This window comes from Streptomyces inhibens (genome assembly GCF_003389455.1).
Classification (GTDB): domain Bacteria; phylum Actinomycetota; class Actinomycetes; order Streptomycetales; family Streptomycetaceae; genus Streptomyces; species Streptomyces inhibens.
Genome location: NZ_QUAC01000476.1, coordinates 1 through 22,703 on the forward strand (window position 1 = coordinate 1; position 22,703 = coordinate 22,703).

At 72.0% G+C, this 22,703-nt stretch carries 16 protein-coding genes and 1 pseudogene; 7 read left to right on the top strand and 10 right to left on the bottom strand.

Features of this window, described 5'->3' with window-relative positions; translation table 11 throughout:
- The first annotated feature begins 716 nt into the window (after positions 1–716).
- A complete protein-coding gene (locus tag DY245_RS41490; protein ID WP_128512311.1) occupies positions 717–3,128 on the top strand; it encodes a serine/threonine-protein kinase in 2,412 nt (803 codons plus the stop codon).
- Positions 3,129–3,140: 12 nt separating this feature from the next.
- Here the strand turns inward: DY245_RS41490 and DY245_RS41495 are convergent, their stop codons facing one another.
- Positions 3,141–4,424, bottom strand: a complete 1,284-nt coding sequence (locus tag DY245_RS41495; protein WP_128512295.1) for a hypothetical protein — start codon at positions 4,422–4,424, stop codon at positions 3,141–3,143.
- Positions 4,396–6,507: a hypothetical protein gene (locus tag DY245_RS41500; RefSeq protein ID WP_244943589.1), complete on the bottom strand. Its 2,112-nt coding sequence runs from the start codon at positions 6,505–6,507 to the stop codon at positions 4,396–4,398. Before DY245_RS41500 ends, DY245_RS41495 begins: the two co-directional genes overlap by 29 nt.
- Before the next feature lie 423 nt (positions 6,508–6,930).
- Between DY245_RS41500 and DY245_RS41505 the strand changes: the two genes are divergently transcribed.
- The gene (locus DY245_RS41505) at positions 6,931–7,236 is read left to right on the top strand and encodes a hypothetical protein (RefSeq protein ID WP_128512296.1); all 306 of its coding nucleotides are present in this window, start codon (positions 6,931–6,933) and stop codon (positions 7,234–7,236) included.
- A 216-nt stretch (positions 7,237–7,452) separates the two neighbouring features.
- On the opposite strand, the gene DY245_RS41510 is transcribed toward DY245_RS41505, so the two are convergent.
- The 3 genes from DY245_RS41510 to DY245_RS41520 all read right to left on the bottom strand — a co-directional run bounded on the left by DY245_RS41510 (position 7,453) and on the right by DY245_RS41520 (position 10,772).
- A complete protein-coding gene (locus tag DY245_RS41510) occupies positions 7,453–9,090 on the bottom strand; it encodes a transporter (RefSeq protein ID WP_128512297.1) in 1,638 nt (545 codons plus the stop codon).
- A complete protein-coding gene (locus DY245_RS41515; RefSeq protein ID WP_425329518.1) occupies positions 9,087–9,971 on the bottom strand; it encodes an ABC transporter ATP-binding protein in 885 nt (294 codons plus the stop codon). The genes DY245_RS41510 and DY245_RS41515 overlap by 4 nt, the downstream gene beginning before the upstream one ends.
- Positions 9,972–10,100: 129 nt before the next feature.
- On the bottom strand, positions 10,101–10,772 hold the full coding sequence (locus tag DY245_RS41520; protein ID WP_128512298.1) for a bifunctional DNA primase/polymerase: 672 nt from the start codon (positions 10,770–10,772) through the stop codon (positions 10,101–10,103).
- 464 nt (positions 10,773–11,236) lie between these two features.
- Here DY245_RS41520 and DY245_RS41525 point away from each other — a divergent pair, with 464 nt between their 5' ends.
- Together DY245_RS41525 and DY245_RS41530 are read left to right on the top strand one after the other, a co-directional pair.
- The gene (locus tag DY245_RS41525) at positions 11,237–12,631 is read left to right on the top strand and encodes an NsdA family TPR-like regulatory protein (RefSeq protein WP_128512299.1); all 1,395 of its coding nucleotides are present in this window, start codon (positions 11,237–11,239) and stop codon (positions 12,629–12,631) included.
- A gap of 205 nt (positions 12,632–12,836) precedes the next feature.
- On the top strand, positions 12,837–14,642 hold the full coding sequence (locus DY245_RS41530) for a hypothetical protein (protein WP_425329519.1): 1,806 nt from the start codon (positions 12,837–12,839) through the stop codon (positions 14,640–14,642).
- Between the two features lie 60 nt (positions 14,643–14,702).
- On the opposite strand, the gene DY245_RS41535 is transcribed toward DY245_RS41530, so the two are convergent.
- A complete protein-coding gene (locus DY245_RS41535) occupies positions 14,703–16,052 on the bottom strand; it encodes an ABC transporter substrate-binding protein (protein WP_128512300.1) in 1,350 nt (449 codons plus the stop codon).
- A gap of 171 nt (positions 16,053–16,223) precedes the next feature.
- Between DY245_RS41535 and DY245_RS41545 the strand changes: the two genes are divergently transcribed.
- Both DY245_RS41545 and purU read left to right on the top strand, forming a co-directional pair.
- Positions 16,224–16,682, top strand: a complete 459-nt coding sequence (locus DY245_RS41545) for an SCO4402 family protein (RefSeq protein ID WP_128512302.1) — start codon at positions 16,224–16,226, stop codon at positions 16,680–16,682.
- Positions 16,683–16,714: 32 nt separating this feature from the next.
- Positions 16,715–17,614 carry a formyltetrahydrofolate deformylase gene (purU, locus tag DY245_RS41550; RefSeq protein ID WP_128512303.1) on the top strand — a complete coding sequence of 300 codons (900 nt, stop codon included), beginning with the start codon at positions 16,715–16,717 and terminating at the stop codon, positions 17,612–17,614.
- Between the two features lie 30 nt (positions 17,615–17,644).
- Here the strand turns inward: purU and DY245_RS41555 are convergent, their stop codons facing one another.
- Entirely contained in the window at positions 17,645–18,985 is a 1,341-nt protein-coding gene (locus DY245_RS41555) for a zf-HC2 domain-containing protein (protein WP_128512304.1), read from the bottom strand.
- A 164-nt stretch (positions 18,986–19,149) separates the two neighbouring features.
- Positions 19,150–19,704 (bottom strand): annotated as a pseudogene (locus DY245_RS41560) (sigma-70 family RNA polymerase sigma factor); the annotation flags it as partial.
- A gap of 510 nt (positions 19,705–20,214) precedes the next feature.
- On the opposite strand from DY245_RS41560, the gene DY245_RS41565 reads away from it, so the two are divergent.
- Positions 20,215–20,589 carry an STAS domain-containing protein gene (locus tag DY245_RS41565; protein ID WP_026169623.1) on the top strand — a complete coding sequence of 125 codons (375 nt, stop codon included), beginning with the start codon at positions 20,215–20,217 and terminating at the stop codon, positions 20,587–20,589.
- A gap of 59 nt (positions 20,590–20,648) precedes the next feature.
- Here DY245_RS41565 and DY245_RS41570 read toward each other — a convergent pair whose 3' ends face one another.
- Together DY245_RS41570 and DY245_RS41575 are read right to left on the bottom strand one after the other, a co-directional pair.
- The gene (locus tag DY245_RS41570; protein ID WP_244943590.1) at positions 20,649–21,929 is read right to left on the bottom strand and encodes a sensor histidine kinase; all 1,281 of its coding nucleotides are present in this window, start codon (positions 21,927–21,929) and stop codon (positions 20,649–20,651) included.
- Between the two features lie 47 nt (positions 21,930–21,976).
- The gene (locus DY245_RS41575; RefSeq protein WP_128512306.1) at positions 21,977–22,639 is read right to left on the bottom strand and encodes a response regulator; all 663 of its coding nucleotides are present in this window, start codon (positions 22,637–22,639) and stop codon (positions 21,977–21,979) included.
- Positions 22,640–22,703: the final 64 nt, after the last annotated feature.

The following is a 22,703-nucleotide window of genomic DNA, read 5'->3' on the forward strand; positions in this document are numbered from 1 at the left end:
ACGGCTCCACAACGGGCCGTGGCGCGCGGCCGACGTACCGTCGGCTCGGCCGGCGTTGTCGAACTTCCAGATGAATGGCGAGTTGCTCTGGCCCACTTTCCGGTTCTCGATCTCGATCGAGGGGGGCTCTCACAGCCGAGCAGTTTCTTGGCCTCGGCCAAGCTCGCACGCGGATCGGTTCTGCGCGACGATCTCGTAGCTGACTTTCCTGCTGTCTTCCTTGAGCTGACCACGTATCGCTCTGACCAGCCTTCAGTTCACCGTCGTCCGCCTGACCCGCCGGATTCTTTCCGTCTTGGGCGCGTCGGCGGCATTGCGCTTCTTGTCATCCTTGGCGCCGGCCGAGTCCTTGCCGGCGCCGCAAGCGGTCGGGGTCGGTGCCAATGCGGCAGCGGGCATCATGTGCATTCAGCTGTGCCGAAGAAGCTGAGGTGGCGGCCACAGTGCCCCGCCGGGGGGATTTCGCAGTAATTTCGCGAAACGACCGTGGGGCGCATCCGTCCGGCGAGTTGTCCAATTGCGGAACGAAGTCAGCGCTATTGATTGAACGTTAGTAAATTCCTCAAGATGAAAAGCGATGCAGCGGCCGCTCATCATGCGGTATTTGGGCGCCATATGCGCCGTATGCGCGCCGTATGCGCGGTATACCGACGGAGTTGCCGAAAAGGGGCGACGCTACGATGCACTGTCCGTTCGCTCGATGGGAAAGGCCCGTGATGGACCCCTTGCTACCGGACGACCCGCAAGCCCTCGGGTCGTACCGTCTGTTGGGCCGGATCGGTGCCGGGGGCATGGGCCGGGTGTATCTGGCCCGGTCGACCGGCGGGCGCACGGTAGCGGTGAAGGTCGTACGGCCGGATCTGGCGCAGGACACCGCGTTCCGGGGGCGGTTCCGGCAGGAGGTCGAGATAGCCCGGGCGGTGTCCGGCCGCTACACGGCACCCGTCGTCGACGCCGACACGGAAGCCGCGCTGCCCTGGCTCGCCACCGCCTTCGTGCTCGGCCCCTCGCTGACCGAAGTGGTCGACGGACACGGGGCGTTGCCGGAACACAGCGTGCGCGCCCTCGGCGCCGGGCTGGCCGTAGCGCTCACCGAGATCCACTCCGTCGGCCTGGTGCACCGCGACCTCAAGCCGTCCAATGTGCTGCTGGCCGCCGACGGCCCGCGGGTGATCGACTTCGGTATCGCGCGCGCCGTCGACGGCGACCGGATGACCCAGACCGGCGTGGTCGTCGGCTCGCCCGGCTATATCCCGCCGGAGCAGGCGCTCGGGCAGGCGGTCGGCACGGCCGGCGACATCTTCGCGCTCGGTGCGGTGCTCGCCTACGCCTCCACCGGCCGTACCGCATACGGCGACACCACCCCGGCCGCCGTCCTCTACCAGGTCGTACACGGCGAGCCGGACCTCACTGGCGTCCCCGAGAGCCTGCTCGGCCTGCTCACCGCCTGCCTCGACCGCGATCCGGCCCGACGCCCCACGCCCCAGCAGGTGTCGGAGGCGCTGGCGCCGCAGGGCACCGGCGCGGTCTTCACCAACTGGCTGCCGGGCGCGGTCGCTTCCACCATCGCCACGCACGCCGCGCGCATTCTGGACCTGGAGACGCCGGAGCAGGGGACGGCGGCGGTGCCGGGGCACGGGGCGCCGCCGTCGGCACCGGGATACGGCACGTCGAGCCCGGCGTACGGCACCCCGGCCCCGGGACACGGCACCCCGGCCCCGGGACACGGCACCCCGGCCCCGGCAGCCGCTTCGGGCACACCCGCTCCGTCGCCGGGCGGGACGCCGCCCGGCGACGGGTATGTGCCGACGTATGTACCCTCCGGCGCGACACCACCGCCGGGCGCGCCCACGGCCCCCGTCACGGTCGCTTCCGCTTCCACCGTCGCTTCCGCTGCCGCCGACGCCCCCGCCCCCTCCCGCCGTCGTTTCCTCGGGCTCGCGGCGGGTGCCGCGGCCGGTGTGGCGGCCGTCGGCGGGGCCGGGATCTGGATGCTCGGGGGCAAGGACAAGGACCGGGGCGACGGCAAGGGCGCGGCCGCCGACGGGCAGGAGCCGGGCGGCGCGCAGCAGGAGCGGTTCAGTACACCGCCTCCCGGGACCGCCCCCCAGGTCCTGTGGCACCGCACCGCCGAGACCGACACCCTCAGCAGCGATCAGCCGCTGCTGGCGCACAACGGCCTGCTGCTGATCAGCGGTGACCCGCTGGTCGCCCGGCACGCCCTCACCGGCAAGGCGAAATGGACGCGTAAGGAGGTCGCGCCCCCCGGCGCCCCGCTGATCCTCGCGGCCGGCACCCTCTTCTTCGTCAGCACCGAGTACGACGGCGATGTCATCGGCCTCGACCCGGACACCGGCAAGGAGGTCTGGCGCAGCAGGCTCAACGGCGCCCTGACCGTCGAGCACATCCTCGCCGCGGACGAGCACCGGATCTATGTCATCGCGTCCGTGCGCACCAAGGACACCACGGTCCATCTCACCGCGATCGCCGCCCTCAACATCCGTACCGGCAAGCCGGAATGGCAGAAGCCGCGGGACAAGGGCACCATGGACTACGACCTCGAAGGCGTCGCGGTGGACGGCCGGCTCGTCTACACCGACAGCCGTCGCAATGTCACCGTGCGCGACGCGGCGAACGGCCGCCAGCTGTGGACGAAGAAGATCGGCGACGACATCGCCTGGCGCCCGGCCGTGCACGCCCGGCGGATTTTCCTGGGCGGCGACCGACTGCGGGCGGTGCACCTCGACAACGGCAAGCCCGACTGGTCGATGTCGACCGGCGGCCGGCTGAGCTTCTACCAGCCCATGGTGGTCGGCCAGGTGCTCTACGTGGCCGACCACAGCGGCGGGGTCTGGGCCGTCGATCCGGTACGGGGGAAGAAGCTCTGGCTGTGCGAGGACGCCGGGGCGCACCGGGCGCCGACCGAATTCGTGCTGGTCGGCGAGGCCCTCTACGGCGCGTCGTACGACGATGGCGGCGGCATCTTCGCGCTGGACCCGAAGACCGGCAAGGCCCGTTGGAACTACAACGACAACGCCGGAATCGAGGAGCAGTGGCATGTCGTCGCCTCCGGCCGGCGGCTGCTGGCCACCCACGGCGACGAGATCTACGCGCTGCCCGCCGTCTGAGGCGCCCGCCCGTCAGTCCAGCGTGCGCGTGAAGTCGCCGCGCTGGACCCGCCCGGCGAGGGAGTCGCCGTCGCCGCCGAGCAGCGAGCCATAGCCGGTGGCCGCCCAGAGACTGTCCTCGGCGGGAACCTCGAAGTAGGGGACCGGGCGGCCCGCCTGCCGGTCGGTGAGCACCTCGGGGGCGCGCCGGCTGCGTATCGCGCGGATGCAGGTCTCGCAGCCGGCCACCCGCAGCTGCTCGCGGCGGCCCAACGGGCGCCACGGTATGCGGCGGACGGCGGGCCCGTGCAGCGGGTGGAAGAAGCAGAGCGGGAGCGTGACCGGGGCCTTGGAGAGGGCCGCCCGGCCCTCCGCGATCAGCGCGAACACCCCCGCCAGATCGGCGACTCCCTGCGCCCGGTCCAGGACCGTGCCGGCCGCGGCGTAGGCGTCGAGCGCCCGCTCGATGGCCGTCGGGTCGCCCTGTGCGGCGCGCGCCTCCTCGCCCAGCCGGACGACCTCTTCGGTGGCACGGTCACGGAGCCCGGCCTCATCGGCCTTCCGGGCGGCGGCGAAGACCGAGCGCGGCAGCGCGAACGGCGTCGAGAGATCGCGCAGCCGCGAGCGGCGCCGCAGCAGCAGCCCGACCGCGGCCAGCAGCAGCACCGGCCCGACGACGAGCGACAGGATCCGGACGAGCGGGGAGCTGTGGGAGGGGGACGAGGAGGCCGAGGCCGTCTTGTCCGGCCGGTCGTCCTGGAGGTGCGCGGTGACCTTCTCGTACACCTTGTCGCCGTTGCCCGCCTTGATGATGCCGATCGCGCGCGAGACGCGCCTCGCCGGCCCCGCGCCCTTCATGTCGTCCTGGAAGAAGACCGCGGCCGCGGCGTGCATCGCCTGATGGGCGCCCGACGGCCATTCGCGGGCCGCGATGTCGTCGGGATGGGTCCCGAGCGTGATGAGGATGGACGGGCCGCCGCCCATCCGGTCATGGACCACCTCGGCGAGCTGCTCCGGCTTGCCGCCCCAGCTGTCGCCCTCGACCAGCGGCACCAGCGCCACACGGATCGGCAGCCGGGTCTGCCGGATCTGGCTGACCAACTTCCGCTGCTCGCCCGCGTCGACGGCCGAGGCGAGGGACGGGTCGACATAGACGGGGGAGCGGCGCAGCGCATCGGCGATCTTCTGCCCCGGACTCTCGGCGGCCGCCCCGGGCGCCGCGGCGCAGAACAGCAGCGCAACGGACGAGGCGCCGAGGGCGAGGGCGGTCCGCAGCCGGCGGCGCGGGTCAGTGAACACCGAAGTACTCCCGTACATCGCGGGTGAGTTGATCGATTCCGGCGCCGTCGCCGAGCGCGGCCAGCGGTCCGGGCAGAGTGGGGTACGGGGCGTACGCACCGCGCCCGGCGCTTGCCGAGGAGCGCAGCCGCAGCACCGCACCCGGCGTCGCCCGGCATGCCTCGCACACCGGCAGCGACCGCGCCCGGCCACCGCCGTCAGGCCGTATCTGTGCGCGCTTGCGGGCCGCGCCGTGCAGCGGATTGCGATGGCAGACGTGCTGCACGGCGGCCGGCTCGTCGATCGCGGTGCGTCCGGCGCGAGCCAGCACGATGGCACAGGCGAGGCCGACGGGTGTGGCATCGGCGTCGATCCGGCCGTCGCTGTCGCCGTCGATCAGCAGCGCGGCGGCGTCCAGGCACTCCCATGCCCGGAGTCGGGACTCCTCGGGCAGCGACGCCGCCGGCTCCAGGGCGGCGGTGAGGGTGTCGAGGTCCTGCCGGGCGGTGCGCCGCAGCCACGACAGCGAGGGTTGCTCCGGCGCCTTGGGGACCGCGGCGCCGCCCGGTCCGTCGGCCGCCGGCCGTCTGCGGCGGGCAATCCGGCGGACGAGGGCGCACACCGCCGCCACCAGCCCGAAGACCAGGCCCGCGGCGAAGGTGCCGATGAGCAGCCCCGGTTCGTAGTCCCCGGTGAACAGGCCGGGCAGCGCCTTCTCCTCGACGGGGTCGGGGGCGGGCGGCGGGTCATAGGGCTCATTGGCCGTCTTGGCCGGCGGTGACTTGCTGAGGTACGTCAGCAGCTGGTCCAGACGGGCGCCGAGTTCGAGGTCGGCGGATGAGATGTAGTCGAGGTTGCGCGGGCGGTCGATGAGGTACATCTCGTCCACGCAGGTGCCGTAGTTGACGATCTCGATCCTGCCGGACGTCGGGTCGGCGAACACGATGAGCACCTTGTGGTGCAGCCGCTCGTGCAGCGCCTCGGCCAGCACGTCCTTGCTGCCACCGGACTCGTCGTCGATCGAACTGGACACGGCGGCGATCACCACCGGAACGTCCAGCGCGCGCAGCCGTTTGCGCAGATGGGCGCGCTCGGCGGTGTCCAGCGCGGGAGGGCTCTCCGGATCGAGATAGAGCGGATTGCGGCGCAGCCCGTCGGCCACCCGATCGATCCGGGCCCGCATATCGGCGGCCGTGGGGCGGGAGCCGTCGCCGCTGGTGGTGTCGTCGAAGACCTGGGACGCGGTGAAGGCGACCAGCCAGCCCAGCACCCCGGCACCCACCAGCAGGGGCAGCAACCGGGCGCGAGGGAACGGCCCGGGACCGCCCGCCTGTTGTCCGGCGCGCCCCTTCTTCCCGCCGGCCGCCTTCTGGCCCCCGGCTCCCTTCCCCTTCTGTCCACTCCGCGCCCCCGGTACGGCCACAAAGCCGCCCGCCGCCGCGGCCCGCCGCACCCGGCGCCGCTGGAGCGCATACACCGTGATCAGCAGCGCGGTGAGCGGGATTCCGGTGACCGCGATGCCCGTCACAAAGCTCTGGTTCTCGCGCTCGGTGTCGTCGGTGTGCAGCCCGGGCGGCTCGTCATCGGTGTCCGAGTACTGCGCCCGTGCCTCCTCGGCGCGCTGATGCGCCTGCCCCGAGGTGAGCACGTCGACGAAGTGCCGCAACGCCTCGCGCGGGGTGGCGTCGTACGGCAGCTCGTACAGCGTCGCCGTGCTCGCGTCGGCGGCCCCGGGCACGCTCACGCCGAAGGTCTGCACCGCGTCCAGACCCATGTCGCTCACGGCGATATACAGGCCCTTGCGCCCCAGCCGGTCATGGACACCGGCGAGCAGACCGGACGCCTCGGCGCTGTAGGAGGTGTGCGGCAGCACCATCACATAGGTGGGAACGCCCAGCCGCTCGGCCTCTGCGGCGAATGCCGGCGCGGTCGACCGGGGGGCCTCACGCGGGATCTGGTCGCTGATGTAGACCGGGTTTCTCCGAAGCTGCTCGGCGAGGTAGGCGGTCTGCGTCGGCCCGTCGGGGCCGGCCGGCGCGGCCTGCACCACCCCGGCACAGAACAGCACCGCCAACCATCCCGTCACCAACACCATTCCGGCGCGCAGCACCGCCCCCACCACCCCTCGTTCACCTCGTCACGACGACGCTACCGCCACCGCGCACCGGCCGGTGCAGCCTGTGGATAACCTCACGACGAGGTCCTGATCCGCCGGGCAGGCCTGGGCTGCTCTTGGGAAGCCTGGGCTCTATTTCCCCGCGGCGCACAAGCGGCTGCAAGATGCTGTAGCCACACCGATATCGGCGCACCAGCCTCTCGGCCGTCGGCAGCAGCACAGTGAGGCCGCCACGGGGTTGGTGCCGCCGCGAGCTTCTGCTCCGTGGACCTTTTGCCCTCGTCCGGAGCGAGTTCGGCCACACCGTGCAGATGACCTGAAAACGATGGTCGCAGTGATCCGCTTGGCACAGGATGGAGGCGTGAACCTGCCAACAGGCGGCTTCACGGCTCAACCCCAACCAGCCGAGACACCAGACAAAGGACACGTATGCGCCGCGTCTTCGGAACCGCCATGGCGGCCGTCGGCATCCTCGCCTTCCCACTCGCGCTCCCCGCCCAGGCGGCAGGGGGAGCCATCGTGATCAACGACAAGCCCTACCTCGACCTCGGCTGCATCAGGCTCCACGGCTCCTCGTCAAAGGTCCAGAACTACACCGACGTCATCATCGGCTTCTGGGCCGACTCGAAGTGCGAGCCGCACGAACGTCCCCAGGAGATCCTGAAGCCCGGGGCGACGGGCTACATCTCGAAGAACAGCCGTCTCGCGAGCGTCGGCTACTTTCGCGAACCCTGAGACTGAAGGAAGGGGCCGACGACGGCCGCTCTTCGCGGCGGCCTCTTTTCGGCCCTTTCCGAGCACGGTCATGTCCCGGATTCATCATCGCCCCACCCGCCCAGGCCGGCGTCCGAAGAGGACCTGGGACGGGTGGTCGCCATGGACTCCACCGGCGTAGGTGCCCCGTCAGCATGCCGCCGGGGCCGCAGAAGGGACCCCGCCCGGCGCGCCCCCTCACCCCTTGCTGACCGCCACCAGAATCTCCGGCAGCCGCCGCGCCACCCGGGGTGCCGCGAGCCGCAGGCCCAGCTCCGCGATGCCGGTGCCGTAGACCGCGCCGACCGGCAGCAGCAGCCACAACAGGTGGTGCAGGCCGGCGACATGGAGCCAGATGGTCAGCGCCAGCAGCGGTGCGCACAGTACGGAGCCGATCAGAAGCCCGCCGAAGAGGCTGAACCACGCGATCGCGCCCTGCCCCGGTGCGACGTTCTTGTTGCCCTCCGAGGGGATCGAGTACGGGAAGAGCGCCGACGACAGCGCGCCGGTGGCCAGCAGGGCGCCCAGCACGGCCAGCGAGAGCCCGTACACCTCCAGGAAGTCCGACCACGGCCCGATGAACGCCGCGGCGCCGACGACGACCAGCGTGACGAACGGAACGGCCACCATCGCCAGCGTCAGCGCACGGGCCCGCAGCTCCTGATAGGCGTCCCGTGGGGTGGCGATCGTCGAGGCGACCATCCAGAACGCCGAGGTGTCCTGCCCGAACTGGTTGTACATCTGCATCCCGAGCAGGGCGGAGGCCGAGAACGCGGTGTAGATGCTGCCGTTGCCCTGTACGGACGAGACGACCGGCACCAGCAGGCCGACGCCGAGCGCGGTCGCCCACGCCATCTTCGACTTGGGGTCGCGCCAGGCGTAGCGCAGCGTACGGAGCATGACCGTGCCGGTACGTCCGTCCGGCAGCAGGCGCGCGAGCCCCCGCTCGCCGTTGCCGCCCCGGCGCGCGCTGTCCTTCTCCACCGCCTGGAGGGTGGAGGAATCCGGGGACGTCATCAGGGCGGTCAGGGTGCGCTGCCACCACCACAGCAGCAGGACCAGTGCCAGTGCCGTCAGTGCCAGCCCGGCCGCTGCCCGTCCGTACGCCCCGTGGCCGGCGTCCTCGACGGCGCTGACCGCCGAGGCCGGTGGCACCCAGCGCAGCACGTTCCCCAGCGGCTCCAGTACGGACAGACCGTCCGGCCGCCCCAGCTTCTGGGCGGCGATATTGACGCCCTGCGAACCGATCGCGATGAACAGGCCGCTCAGTACGGCCAGATCCCGGCCGCGGCGGCTGGTCAGCAGCCGCACCGAGGCGGTGGCCACCGCGCGCGCCAGCGACACGCATACCAACACCACCAGAACGACCGCCAGTACGCCGACGACCGTGGCGGCCGTCCCGTGCGCGACCGCGATCACCGAGCCGGTGATCAGCGCCAGGGTGACCACCGGGCCGATGCCGACGAGCGAGGCCACCAGCAGCGAGACGATCAGCGGGCGCGGCCGCAGCGGCAGCATCACCAGCCGGGTCGGGTCCAGCGTCTCGTCACCCGTGGGGAAGAACAGCGGCATCACCGCCCAGCCCAGGGTGAGGATCCCGGTGAGCAGGACGACCAGCGCGCCGACGTGATCATTGCCGCGCAGCGCGATCAGCCCCAGCACGGCACCGGCGGCGAACAGCAGGCCGACGATGACGGAGGCGATATACGCCAGCGTGCGCCCGGTCGACTGGCGCAGCCCGTTGCGCAGCAGCGACAGCTTCAGCCGTACGAAGACGGCGGTCGGGGAGGGTACGGCGGCCGGACGCGGGGCCACCGCGGCGGATTCGGTGCTCATCGGGCGCCGCCACCGCCCAGCCAGTCCAGGCTCTGCCCCGCGCCGCGGTCGTTCGCGCCGACGAGCTCCAGGAAGGCGTCCTGCAGCGAGGGCGCCGCGCCGCGCACCTGCGCGATCGGGCCGTCCGCACGGATCCGCCCGGCAGCCATCACCGCGACCCAGTCGCACAGCGACTCGACCAGCTCCATCACATGGCTGGAGAAGATCACGGTCGCGCCGGAGGCGGTGTAGCGCTCCAGTACGCCGCGGATGGTCTGCGCCGACACCGGGTCGACGCCCTCGAAGGGCTCGTCGAGAAAGAGGATCTCGGGGTTGTGCAGCAGCGCCGCGGCCAGCCCGATCTTCTTGCGCATACCGGTCGAGTAGTCCACGACAAGCTTGTGCTGCGAACCCGACAGATCGAGCACGTCCAGCAGCTGCCCGGCCCGCTTGTCGACCTCGTCGCCCGGCAGGCCGCGCAACCGCCCTATATAGCCGAGGAGTTCACGGCCCGACAGCCGCTCGAAGAGCCGCAGCCCCTCGGGCAGTACGCCGATCCGGGACTTGACGGCCACCGGGTCGCGCCAGACGTCGTGCCCGCCGATCTCGACCAGCCCGGAGTCCGGCCGCAGCAGGCCGGTCACCATGGACAGGGTGGTGGTCTTGCCCGCGCCATTGGGGCCGACCAGTCCGATGAAGCGGCCCGCGGGCAGCGTCAGGTCGATGCCATTGACGGCGATCTGCTCGCCGAACTTCTTCCACAGCCCCTGGATACGTACGGCGGGCGGGCCCGCCGCGGCACCATCGGGGGCCGCGGCCGGCCCGTCCACGGAAGCGGCTGATGCGCGCTCCGGCGGTGCCGACTCGGCCCGCTCTTCGTTCTGTTCCGGTTCGTTTGCCACCGGTCCTGCCCTTCGACGTCCCCGCAGGGGCCGTCCTGACCCCCGTCCGGCATCCCACGATACGGCGGGTGCCGGACGGCGCCGGGCGGTGCACCCCCTCGGTGACGAGCGGGAAGGCCCGGCCCGGTCTCAGCGTGCCCGGGCGGCCACCGCGTCCCGCGCGCAGGCGTACGCGAGCGGGCTGATCAGCTCCTCCGCGTCCGGCAGCCAGCGGTTGGTGGCGGTGGGGCGGCGCGCCCACTGCACCGAGCCGTGCGCGCCCACCCGGGTCGGCGGGGCGGCGATGTACTCGCCCTCGCCGCGGCAGATCAGATCGAGGGCGGCCGGCGCCCAGCCCAGGCCCCGTACGAGAACAGGGACCTTCACCGAGGCGCCGGGGAGGACGAGGAAGAGCATCCGGCGGTCGGGGGTGCGGGTGACCGGGCCGAGCGCCAGCCCCATCCGCTCCATACGGGCCAGCGCCAGGCAGCCGGCGGTCTCGGGCACATCGAGCGCCTCGAACGTCCGGCCCGTCGGCAGCAGGATGGAGGACCGCGGATGCTTGCTCCACATACGGCGGACGGCGGTCGCGCTGCCGGTGGCCTGGCCGGCCCAGCCGGGCGCGATGGGGTGCGCGCCGGGCGCAGTGCAGTCGGCGGCGTTGCACGAGCAGCGCTGTGTCTCGCCGTCGTGCTCCAGCCATGCGCCGGGGAACACGTCCCAGTGCCGTTCTTCCGCGTAACGCACCGCAGTTTCGAGCAGCTGCTCGCCGCGCTGCTTGGGGATCTGCGGGGCTCCTGTGACTTTGATGGTCTCTTCCACGCAGATGACAACTCCCCTTGTGACCAAGGGTTACGGCCGAATGGATGACGTCCCCGGCGCATCGTTCTCGCACGTGGGGCGCATGGGTGCACCGGTGGGGGCGCGTATGCGGGTGGGGCCCTGCGAGCGGGTAGCCACCTGCGTGACGGGCGGAGAGGCCGCCCGGCGGCAGGCCGCGGTGCATCGAGGGGGAGCCCTGCACGGCGGCGCCGCGATCGTGCACGGGCACCGCCGCACCCTCGCTTCTCGTGGCCACTTCTCGTGAACGAGCGCGCCGCACGAAGATGCACCGGATATCGCCCAAATCGCTCACATCTGTGCATCCACTGCAAAGCGCGTATCGCTCCGATCCCTCGTATTGCACGTATCAAGGATCTCTCGGATATCCGGGATATCCGCGGGGAATTGATCGCGAGGAACGGCGTTCGACGGTGAACGCGCAGCAGTACTCAGGGGGTACAAGCATGGCCGCCAGGCCACTCGTCGCAAGGCAGCCCAACGAACGGCTGCAGGCGCTGATCCAGGAAGCCGCCTGTTCCAACGCGGGGCTCGCCCGCCGCGTCAACATGTGCGGTGCGGAACACGGTCTCGACCTGCGTTACGACAAGACCTCCGTGGCCAGATGGCTGCGCGGACAACAGCCACGCGGCCGCGCCCCGGCCGTCATCGCGGAGGCGCTGGGGCGGAAGCTGGGGCGTACGGTCACCATCGACGAGATCGGGATGGCCGACGGCAAGAACCTCGCGTCCGGGGTGGGGCTGCAGTTCTCGCCGACCGTCCTCGGGGCCATCGAGCAGGTCTGTGAGCTGTGGCGCAGCGATGTCGGACGGCGCGACTTCCTCAGCGGCTCCACGGTCGCGGCCTCGGCGCTGGTGGAGCCCAGTCGCGACTGGCTGATCACCGGCGCGGACACCCAGGTCGCCCGGAACGCCGGCGCCCGGGTCGGGATCTCGGACGTCGAGGCGGTACGCGCCATGACCTCGGCGCTCAGCGAGCTCGACCACCGCTTCGGCGCCGGCCATGTCAGACCGGTCGTCGTGCACTACCTCAACAGCGTCGTCTCGGGGCTGCTCGCGGGCTCGTACCGCGAGTCGGTCGGGCGTGAACTCTTCGCGGCCGTCGCCCGGTTGACGGAGCTGGGCGGCTATATGGCCGTCGACACCGGTCAGCCAGGCCTCGCGCAGCGCTACTACATCCAGGCGCTGCGGCTGGCCCAGGCCGCCGGTGACCGCGGCTACGGCGGCTACGTACTCGCCGCGAGCATGAGCCATCTCGCCGCCTCGCTCGGCAACCCGCGGGAGATCGCCCAACTCGCCCGCGCCGCACAGGAAGGCGCCCGCGGACATGTCACCCCACGGGCCGAGGCGATGTTCTGCGCGGCGGAGGCGCGCGGGCACGCCCTGATGGGCGACGGCCGCGCCTTCCAGGTGGTGGCCGGACGGGCGGTCGCGGCGATGGAGCGCGCCGAGGCGGCCCTCGACGCGGGCGACGACCCGGTCTGGATCGCCCACTTCGACCAGGCGTATCTGGCCGATGAACTCGCCCACTGCCACCGGGACTTGGGGCAGCCGGTGCCCGCCGGCCAGCGCGCGCAGGAGGCGCTGGACGGGCATCCGGAGAACCGGGCGCGGCGGCGCGCCATCGGTCTGCTGCTGCTGGCCGGCGCCCAGGTGCAGCAGCGCGAGGTCGAGCAGGCCTGCCATACGGGCACCCAGGCGGTGGAGCTGCTGGGCGGGCTGCGCTCGGACCGGGGCACGGAGTATCTGGAGGACTTTCAGCTGCGTTTGGAGCCATATCGGGAGGAACCGGTGGTAAGGGAGTTCAGTGCGCGGCTGGAGCTGCGGGTCGCCGTGGCGTGACTCACGCCGCAGGCAGGGGCGCCGACTGCTTTGTCGTACGGCGTCGGGTTTGTCGCACCGCACCGGGCGGGCCGGTGACCATGGCCCGCCCGGTGCGTTCAGGGGGCGGGCGGGGGTGGTGACCTGGGGACGTGGTCGAACGTTGCTGCGAACCGGTAGCGTGCAGCCGACGATTCCGTAGGTCTGCACGTTGGTAGGAGTCACGGTGACGCAGAGCGGACAGGGCCACGACCCGCAGGATTCTGCGGCCGGTCCCGCGCGAGAGGGCATTGTGCTGCCCTCCAACGGCGGCGACCCGTGGGTGCCCGACCAGCAGGCCGCGCCGCCGGCCGGCCAGCCCTGGGGCCAGCCCTGGGGACCGGGCCAGCAGGGCGCCCCCCAGCAGCCGTACGGGCAGCCGCCCGCCCAGGGCCAGCCGCCCGCCCAGCAGCAGGGTTACGGCCAGGGACAGCCGCAGGGGTACGCCCCCCAGGGGCAGCCGCCGGTGCCGCCCGTGCCGCCGTCGATGCCGCAGCAGGCGCCCCAGCACGGCGCCGCACCGCTGCCGCCGGCCGGCTCGGAGGCCGAGGCGACGGCGCTCATCCCCTACGGCGCGCAGCCCGGCCAGGGCGCACCCGGCGCGCTGCCGCCCGAGGGGCAGTCCTACGGAGCCGCAGCCGGAGCGCAGCAGCCGTACGGCCAGCAGGCCCAGCAGCCCCCGCAGGCCCAGCCCCCGCAGCACCAGCAGTCCCCGCAGCAGTACGGACAGCAGCAGTACGGGCAGCAGCCCCAGGGCCCGTCCGGGGAGCTGGTCCGGGCGACCCCGCAGACCGCTGCGCCGCTGCCGCCCGCCGCGGGCGACGCCGAGGCCACCACGCTGATCCCCCCCTTCGACGCACAGCCCGGCGGCCCCGGTGCCGCGCCGCTGCCCCCCGAGGCGGCCGCGCGGCCCGAGACGCCCGACGAGTCCACCACCATGCTGCGCGCGATCAAGCCGGGGCAGGCCAATCCGCAGGGCCGGCCGATGCCGCAGTCCGGGCCGATGCCCGGCACCCACGCCGCGGGCGACGCCGAGGCCACCCAGCTCATCGCGCCGGTGGGCGGCGGTGTGCCGTCCCCGCCGCCCGGCGCGCCGTTCGGGATCCGCCCGGGTGTGCCCGGCGACCGCCCCACGCCCGCCGAGTTCGACGGCCTGTTCCGTGCCGGGCCGGCCGCGCCGGGCCAGCCGGGCGCACCGGACGCCACCGCACAGCTGCCCCGCTTCGAGGACCCGGGCCGCCCCCCGTACGGCGGGCAGGCGCAGGGCCAGGGCTACGGCCAGCAGTTCCCGCCCGGCGGCGGCCACGACCAGCAGGCCCCCTCCTACGACTCCTATGACGACGACGGCGGGCGCCGGCGGCGGCTCCCCCCGGCCGCGATCATCGGCATCATCGTCGTGGCGCTCGCGGGCGCCGGCCTCGGCCTCGGCTGGGCGCTGAGCGGCGGCAGCAGCGAGGACAACGCGAAGAAGCCGGACTCCGGCAGTGGCGCGACGAAGGCGGCCAAGGAGTCGACGAAGCCGAAGCCGACCACCGACCCGGCCGAGGCCCAGGCCAAGGGCCTGGACGCGCTGCTGGGCGACAGCAACAACAGCCGCTCCTCGGTGATCAGTGCCGTCAACAGCATCAAGTCCTGCGACAACCTCGGCGGCGCGGCCAAGGATCTGCGCGCCGCGGCCGGGCAGCGCAACGACCTGGTGAAGCGGTTGCAGCAGCTGCCCGTCGACAAGATCCCGAACAATGCCCAACTGACCGCGGCGCTGACCAAGGCCTGGCAGTCCTCGGCCGCCGCGGACAACCACTACGCGGCGTGGGCCGGCCAGGTCGGCGGCAAGAAGGGCTGCCACAAGGGCAAGGCCCGGCTCACCAGGCAGACCGCCCAGGGCAATACGGCCAGCGGTCAGGCGACGCTGGCCAAGAAGCAGGCGGCACAGATCTGGAACCCGCTCGCCCAGAAGTACGGGCTGACGGAGCGTCGTCCCGAGCAGCTCTGAGCCGGAGCCGGGCCAGGAGCATGCGGAGGGGCCGGGCGGCGACGGGCCGCCCCGCCCCGCTCAGCCGTCCGTGTGCCGGCGCTCCAGGGTCTTGGTGACGTTCACAAAGCCGTCCTGGGCGGCGACCAACTCACCGTTCCGTACGACCTGGTAGGTCACCGTCCCGTTCACTATGCGCGGGAAGTCCTGGACGGCGAGCATGTCGTCCTCGCGCCAGCGCAGCTTCGGGGTGAGCCCGCCGGTGTCGATGGCACGGTCACCGCGGTCCAGCGCCGCCTGCAGTTCGTGCGAGGTGATGTCCTCGACCCCCGCCTCGTCGAGCTGCTCGATCAGGGCCCGCAGCACGGTGTAGGCGATCCAGGTCGTCTGGACGCCCTGGTCGGCCGGGTCGATGCGGTTGTCGTCGAAGGCGAAGTCGTTGATGACCTTGCGCATCGGCTTCCAGCGGGAATCATCCGCGACCGGGTACCAGCCGGTGATCTCCGCGCCTTCCAGCGGCCCGGACCTGCCGCCCGTACGGGTCACCAGTGACTGGCCCACGCTGCCGAGGACGGAGGCGACCCGCACCTTGGGGCTGTCCTCCTGGAGCCGCCGGAACGAGTCGAAGAAGGCATCCGTGTGGTCGCCGAGGGACGCGGTGACACAGGAGCCGGCCGCCTTGCCGCCGGCCTTCGCCGTGCCGTAGACGGCCGGGTCGGCGCCCACCGCGTCCAGGGCGCGGGTCACCTGCGGCGTGTAGTCGGTGCCGTCCTCGGGCGCCTTGACGTCCTTGGCCGGGCGCCGACTGCCGTTCTGCAGACCGGAGTTGAGGAGAGAGGGCATCTGGTCGCCCTGGATGGTGTCCGGGCGGACCAGCGCGACGCTCGTGCAGTCGCCCGCCAACTGGCGGCCGTTCCCGGCGAGCAGGGACGCCTGGCCGCCGTTGACCGGATAGGACAGCGGGCTCTGGAACTCCTCGTCGGAGGCGCCGTAACCACCGATGAAGGGGATGCCCTTGACCTCCAGCGGCGACATGAACGAGCGGCCGAACTGGCTGTACGAGCCGACGACGGCGACCGCGCCCTTGTCCACCGCACGCTGGGCGCACTGCGCGGCGGCCACCGAGTCGTTGCGTTCGTTGCAGGTCAGCACCCTCAGGCGGTGGCCGCCGATGCCGCCCCGGGAGTTGACCCAGCGGGCGTACGCCTGCGCCATGGCCGGCATACCCGGCATATTGGTCGCCTTGGTGTCCTCGGGGGCCCAGGTCATCACCGTGACCGGCTCCTTCTCCCCGGAATCCCCCGAACCGGGGAGGGAGCCGCAGGCCGAGAGCAGTGACGCTATGGCCGCCCCGCATGCCACCGCCGAGGCGATCGCGACCGCGGGAGCACGTTTGATGGGGCGGGGGGAGGAGCGTCGCCGACCGGTCATGGCACAGCAGCCTTCCGTCTTGCCCGGAACGGGCGAGTGACGTCGGGGTAACGGATGGTGACGTGGCAGTGAACTCCGGGGGGCCGCACGAGATCATCCGCGAGGAACGTACGATCGAATACTGTGCAAGGTTCGGAGAAGTCTTCCCGTCGCGGCCGCCGCTCGACCACCATGGGCGGCATGCCACTCAATGACATGCCGTGGTGGCGCTGGCGCAGCAATGTGCGCTCCGCGCTGCACATGCTCTCCGACCCCGCCTTCCAGCAGGAGACCTGGCTGGCCGGCCGGCCCGGATACGGAGATGTCACCGACGCCGTCTACCGGCTCGTCGAGGACACCTGGCTGGACAACTGGTCCGCCGACAAATACATCGGCACGATCTTCCGGGACGCCGAGGAAGCACAGCTCGTCGATGCCGCCGTTCTGCGGGTGCTGCGGATCATGCACCAGGTCGGCCCGGACGCCCCGGTCGCCGCGTACATGGAGCACCAGGGCTGGCCGGACGCCGTACGGGCGGCCCGTGAGGCCCATGTGCGGATGACGACGGCGGACGGCGAGGACCCCGACGCAGTGCCCCGCTCGCTGGAGGTGCTGGCCATCATGACCGGGGGACCGGACACCCGGGGCTGACCTGCTCTGAAGGTGTGCGACCCTATGAGGTCATGAACGAGTCGCAGCCCACCCAGCCCGGTCAGCACGATCGCAACGGTCAGAACGATCAGTACGTCCTCACCCTGTCCTGCCCGGACAAGCAGGGGATCGTGCACGCCGTGTCCAGCTACCTCTTCATCACCGGCTGCAACATCGAGGACAGCCAGCAGTTCGGCGACCGGGACACCAAGCTGTTCTTCATGCGGGTCCACTTCACCGCGGACACCTCGGTGAGCGTCGACAAGCTGCGGGCCAGCTTCGCGGCGGTGGGCGACTCCTTCGGTATGGACTGGCAGATCCACCGGGCCGACGAGAAGATGCGCGTCGTCCTGATGGTGTCCAAGTTCGGGCACTGCCTCAACGACCTGCTCTTCCGCTACCGGATCGGCGCGCTGCCGATCGAGATCGCCGCCGTGGTCTCCAACCACACCGACTTCGCCGAGCTGGTCGGCTCGTACGACATCCCCTTCCACCACATTCCGGTCACCCGGGACACCAAGGCCCAGGCCGAGGCCCAGCTGCTGGAGCTGGTGGAGGCGGAGAACGTCGAGCTGGTGGTTCTCGCCCGCTATATGCAGGTGCTCTCCGACGATCTGTGCAAGGCGCTGTCCGGCCGGATCATCAACATCCACCACTCCTTCCTGCCGAGCTTCAAGGGCGCCAAGCCCTACCACCAGGCGCATGCCCGCGGAGTGAAGCTCATCGGCGCCACCGCGCACTATGTGACCGCGGACCTCGACGAGGGCCCGATCATCGAGCAGGAGGTCGAGCGCGTCGGCCATGAGGTCACGCCGGACCAGCTCGTGGCGATCGGCCGGGATGTCGAGTGCCAGGCCCTGGCACGCGCCGTGAAGTGGCACAGCGAGCGCCGGGTGCTGCTCAACGGAAGCCGCACGGTCGTCTTCGCGTAAGGCCCGCGCCGATCCCGCCGCCGGCCGCGGTCAGATGCGGGAGAGCGACGCGGTCGCGAAGAGCACATCGCGGATCGCGTCGCGTTCGCCGTGCTGGCCCGCGGCGGCCTCCTCCGGCGAGATGTGGCCGGCGGCCAGCTGGCAGAACTCGGCGCTGTCCAGGGCGATATGCGCGACGGTGCGGTCCGGTGTGCCGAGGGCGGCCGGCGAGTCCAGCGCTATGTACCAATGGCCACCGCCGTTGCCCTCGACCTCCAGATGGAGCGTACGGCCCGGGGCGCCCGCCTCGACCAGCCGCTGCGGCGGCGAGGCGAGCCCGGCCCGCCGGCGGTCGGCCAGCGCGCTGGGCAGCAGCCGCGCGGCGAGGTCGACCATCCGGTGGAGATGCCCGGCGGCCGGGGCCTCGTACGGATAGTCCACGGCCTCCGCGATATCGCCGGCGTGCACCCAGCACTCGAAGGCCCGGTCCAGGAACGAGTCGCGCAGCGCGAGACTGAAGTCGCCGTACGGCACGGAGAGTTCGGCGACCTTGCCGCCGGCGAACGACACCTGTCTTATCAGCGCGTAGCTCTGGTCGCGCCACGGTCCGTGTGTGGTGAGCGGGCTCTCCTCCTCGTCCGCGGCGCGCCACAGGGTCTCCGTGCGGATGAGGGGGTTCGGGGTACCCGGCGGGGCGGCGGTGCCGAGCGGGTCGGGCAGTCCGAGCGCCGTCGCGACCAGGCCGTCCACCGCCATCAGATGGCCCATGACGCCGGCGACGGTGGTCTCCCGCTCGACCGGGCGCTCGCCCTCGAACCAGCGCAGCCGCACCGGAGCGCGCCACTCCGCCTCGCCCATGTCGCGCAGCAGCGCATCCAGTTTGGCGGTCTCCGCGTCGTACGGAGCCGCCCACTCGGGCACCGGGATACGGGCCGGACGGCGGCCGAGGCAGCCCTCCAGCACGCGGGAGCGCAACAGCGGATCAAGATCGAGGCTGTCGGCGGGGTGCAGCAGACCGACGGCGCCGCGCAGCCGCAGCGCCTCGTCCGCGCAGGAGGCGCAGTCCGTCAGATGCTCCTCGACGGCGGCCGTCTCCTCGGCCGAGCAGGCCGACAGCGCCCAGGCGCCGAGCAGTGACTTGAGGATCCGGTGCGGCGGGGCGGGAGCCGGCAGGGGGAGCGGGGCGGTGGCGGGGGCGGTCACGGGCTCGGCTTCCGGTTCGCGCGGGGAGTCGACTGCGCCTGAACCGCTCGACGGATCGCAGACGGGTGCCGGAGGGGCATCCGGGAGTGGGCCGTGGTCCTCGGCCGCGGAGCGCGGAGACGGTATCCGCGGCCGTTCACCGGGGCCGCCGGGCAGCTCGCGGCCGTCCCACTTGTCGGGGCCGTTCACAGCGTCCGTCCGTGGCCCGGGCCGGGCGGTGCGGCGGACCCCGGGCCGGAGTGGTGCGCATGGGGCGGGCGCGGTCCACGAGGGGCGTGCGGCGCCTGTGACGTATGGGGCGCCGCAGGGGTGGCGCGCACCGCGCTCGACGCGTACGTGGTGCGGTGGGTGGGCGGCAGGGCCTGGTGGTTGTGGGCGGTGGACAGCAGTTGCAGGCCCAGGCGCAGCCGGCGCCGGGCCTCGTCCTCGGTGACGCCGAGGTCGGCGGCGGTCTGGCGGTAGTCCCGGCGCTGGAAGTACGCCAACTCCAGTGCGGCCCGCAGGGGCGCGGGCATGGACGTGACGATGTAGTCGGCGCGGGCGGCGGTGGAGGCTTCGAGGATCTTCTGCTCCATCTCGGCGGGCGCCGGGGCGTTTGCCCCACTGTCGCGCGCCGAGGCGGCCTCGGTCTGGCGCAGCCGCTGGACGGCCTGATGACGGGTGATGCCGGCGACCCAGGAGCGCAGCGGGCCCTGCTTGGGGTCGTAGGAATCCGGGTGTTCCCAGATGTAGCTGAACACTTCGCGGGTGATGCGGTCGGCGGCGTCCTCGTCGTCCAGGACGCGGTAGGCGAGGCTGTGCACGAGCGAGGCGAAGCGGTCGTAGAGCTCACCGAGCGCGGCCGCCTCGCCGTGGGCGAGCCGCTGTTGCATCCGCCTGTCCCACCGCGGTGGCGCGTCGTGTCCCATGGGACCTCCATCCCTGCCCGTCGCCTTCGGGCTCACACCTCAGCAGTCACTCCTGCACACCCTCATGCCCAGATTCGTGCACCCGGCCACAGAACCCGCCGTGCCATCGAATGTAATGCGCGGGTCCGACAACGGACGCTCCTTTGCGGCAAACCGCGCCCTGGGAGGGATGCGGATGGTAAGGGCTGACGGCGAAACGCCCGTTGTGTGGCCGGTCGTACGGTGGTCGGAGTCATCGCTTTGTGGTGGTAATGCCCGATCGAAACGGATCAATGCGGATCATTCGTGTCCGTATGAGGCGATGTGTTATCCGTGTGTGACCAGGTGTCGGCGAAAAGCTGCCGCCTCCTGGGCATAGCCTTGGTCGGGAACGGCCTGTTGCGGCAAGGATGCGCCAAGGATTCGGAAGAGTTTCAGGGGATCGAGGCCGGGCAGTCGAGCCGGGGAAGGATGGGTTCCGGGTGCAACCGGACACATCCGGTCCGAAAGCGAGCGAAAGGCTTCGAGCGCGTGTCGTTGAAGGTGGCAGAGGACGAACAGGGCCCCTGGGCCGTACTCCAGGTCTCCGGCGAAATGGACCTGGTCACGTCGCCTGCGGTGCGCCAGCATGTGCACGATGCGGTGGCCGACGGCCGGAGATCGCTCGTACTTGACCTCTCCGAGGTCCGGTTCTGCGATTCCAGTGGCGTCGGCGTGCTGATTGCCGCCCGCCGGCTGATGCGCTCCTGTCAGGGGCGGCTGCGGCTGATCCTCCCCGCGCAGGGCGCCGTCGACGGCTCGCACGTCAACCGGGTGCTGGCCGCACTGGGCGTACGCAGGCTCTTCGAGGTCTACCCGGACCTGCACACCGCCGTCGACGAGGCCGCGGCCCCGCTCTCCGCCTGACGCGGCCGGGACGCACCAGAGGTGCGCCCCTCCCGCGCCGTGCGCCTGCCCCGCCCGTCCTATCCCGCTCCGTACGGGAATTCGGCCCGTACGACGAAGCCGCCGTCGGAGGTGTGCCGCGCCTCCAGCGTCCCGCCGAGGCTCTGCGCGCGCTCGCGCAGCCCCACCAGACCGTGGCCGCCCCCGGGAAGCGCGGGAGCCGTCGCCGTCGCGTCGGGCGGCCCGTTACGTATCTCCACCCGCAGCCCCTGCGCCGCACGGCCCGCATCCGCACCGCCCGTATCCGCACGGCCCGCATCCGCACCGCCCGCCGGACCCGTCCGCGCACCGCGCTCCCCGCCGACCGTGTCCACCGTGTCCACCGTGTCCACCGGATCGACCCGCACCCGCACCCGCGCCCCCGGCGCGTGCTTACGGACGTTGGTCAGCGCCTCCTGGACCGTGCGGAAGGCGGCCCGCTCCACGGTCTTCGCGCCGCTCGCACCGGCCACCACACCGCGCTCGTACGTCACATCCAGCGCACTCATCTCGATCAGCCGCGGCAGCTCCTCCAGGTCCGGCTGGGGCGCCAGACCACGCGCCTCCGCCGCCTCGCCGCCGTCCGCCCGCAGCACGCCGACCATGTGCCGCAGCTCCTCCAGCGTCCGCACGGACAGTTCGCGAATCGTCCTGGCACCCGCGCGCGCCGCCTCGTCGGCCGTACTGACCTGCACCGCCCCCGCCTGCAGGCTGATCAGGCTGACCTGATGGGCCACCACGTCATGCATCTCGCGGGCGAGCCGGGCGCGTTCGGTGGTCTTGACCCGGTCCGCCAGCAGCCGGTCCTCGCGGCGCAGGCTGCGGGTCAGGTCCTCCACGCGGGAGGCGAGTTCCCGGCGGGTGCGCACCAGCAGGCCCAGGGCGATCGGCGCGGCCGAGGTGACACAGGCGTCGATCAGCACCAGGGTGTTCTCGCGGTACGCGGTGAGCTCGAAGTCGGACATCGGATACGGGAAGAAGTGCGCGGCGATCAGCAGCACCGCACAGATGCCCAGCCGCGCCCGCCCGGGCCGTCGCGCCGCCAGCGTGTAGAGCCCGATCATCGGCGCGAACCAGATGTAGCCGATGTACAGGCCGGGGAGGGTGAACAGGAAGACCAGCAGCGGGAAGCGTCGGCGCAGCAGCAGAGCCGTCGCGGCGACCACCGAAACTCCCAGCTCCAGGGCGAGTTCCAGCCCGTTGACCAGCACCGCGTCGGCGATCGCCAGCAGCACCGGCACCACCACCGGAGCGACCTTGCGCAACCACCGCCCCAACGCCCCGCGCTCCAGCGCCCGCCACGCCACAGCCCCGCGCGCCACCACATTCTCCGCGAGCGCCCGCGGACGCCCCCGTCCGCCGCCGGCCCTCACCACGCCCCCCGAGGATCGCCCGCCACCAGGCCCGCACGATCGGCGACGATGGCCGCCTGAATGCGATTGATACCGCCCAATTTGCCCAGCAGGGCGCGTACATGGTCCTTGACCGTACTGGGGGCCAGCCCCATCCGGTCGGCTATCTGGGCATTGCCCAGGCCCTCGCCGAGCAGGGCGAGCACCTGCGACTCGCGCGGCGTCAGACCGCTGACCGCCCGTGCGGCCGCCGCCTGGTCCTCGGCCGTGAGATAGCCGCCTATCACCGCACGGGTCACGCCCGGATCCAGCACACTGCCGCCCGCCGCCAACGTCCGTACGGCCCGTACCAGCTGCTCCGGATCGGAGTCCTTGAGCAGAAACCCGGCCGCGCCCTCGCGCAGCGCCGCGGTCAGATACTCCTGGGCGTCGAACGTGGTCAGCATCGCCACGGCCGGCGGATCCGGGGCGGCGCGCAGCCGGCGCAGTACGGTCAGCCCGTCCACGTCCGGCATCCGGATGTCGAGCAGTACGACCTCGGCCGCGCACCCCAACACGGTCTCCACGGCCTCGGCGCCACTGCAGTCCGCGACCATCTCGATGTCCGGGGCGGTCCCCAGAATCATCCGCAGTCCCGATCTGACCAGCCGCTCGTCGTCCACCACAGCGACACGGATCACCGGCCGCCCCTTTCTCCTACGCACCCGTTCGAGCCCGCGGAACCGCCCGGCGCTGCGCGACTCC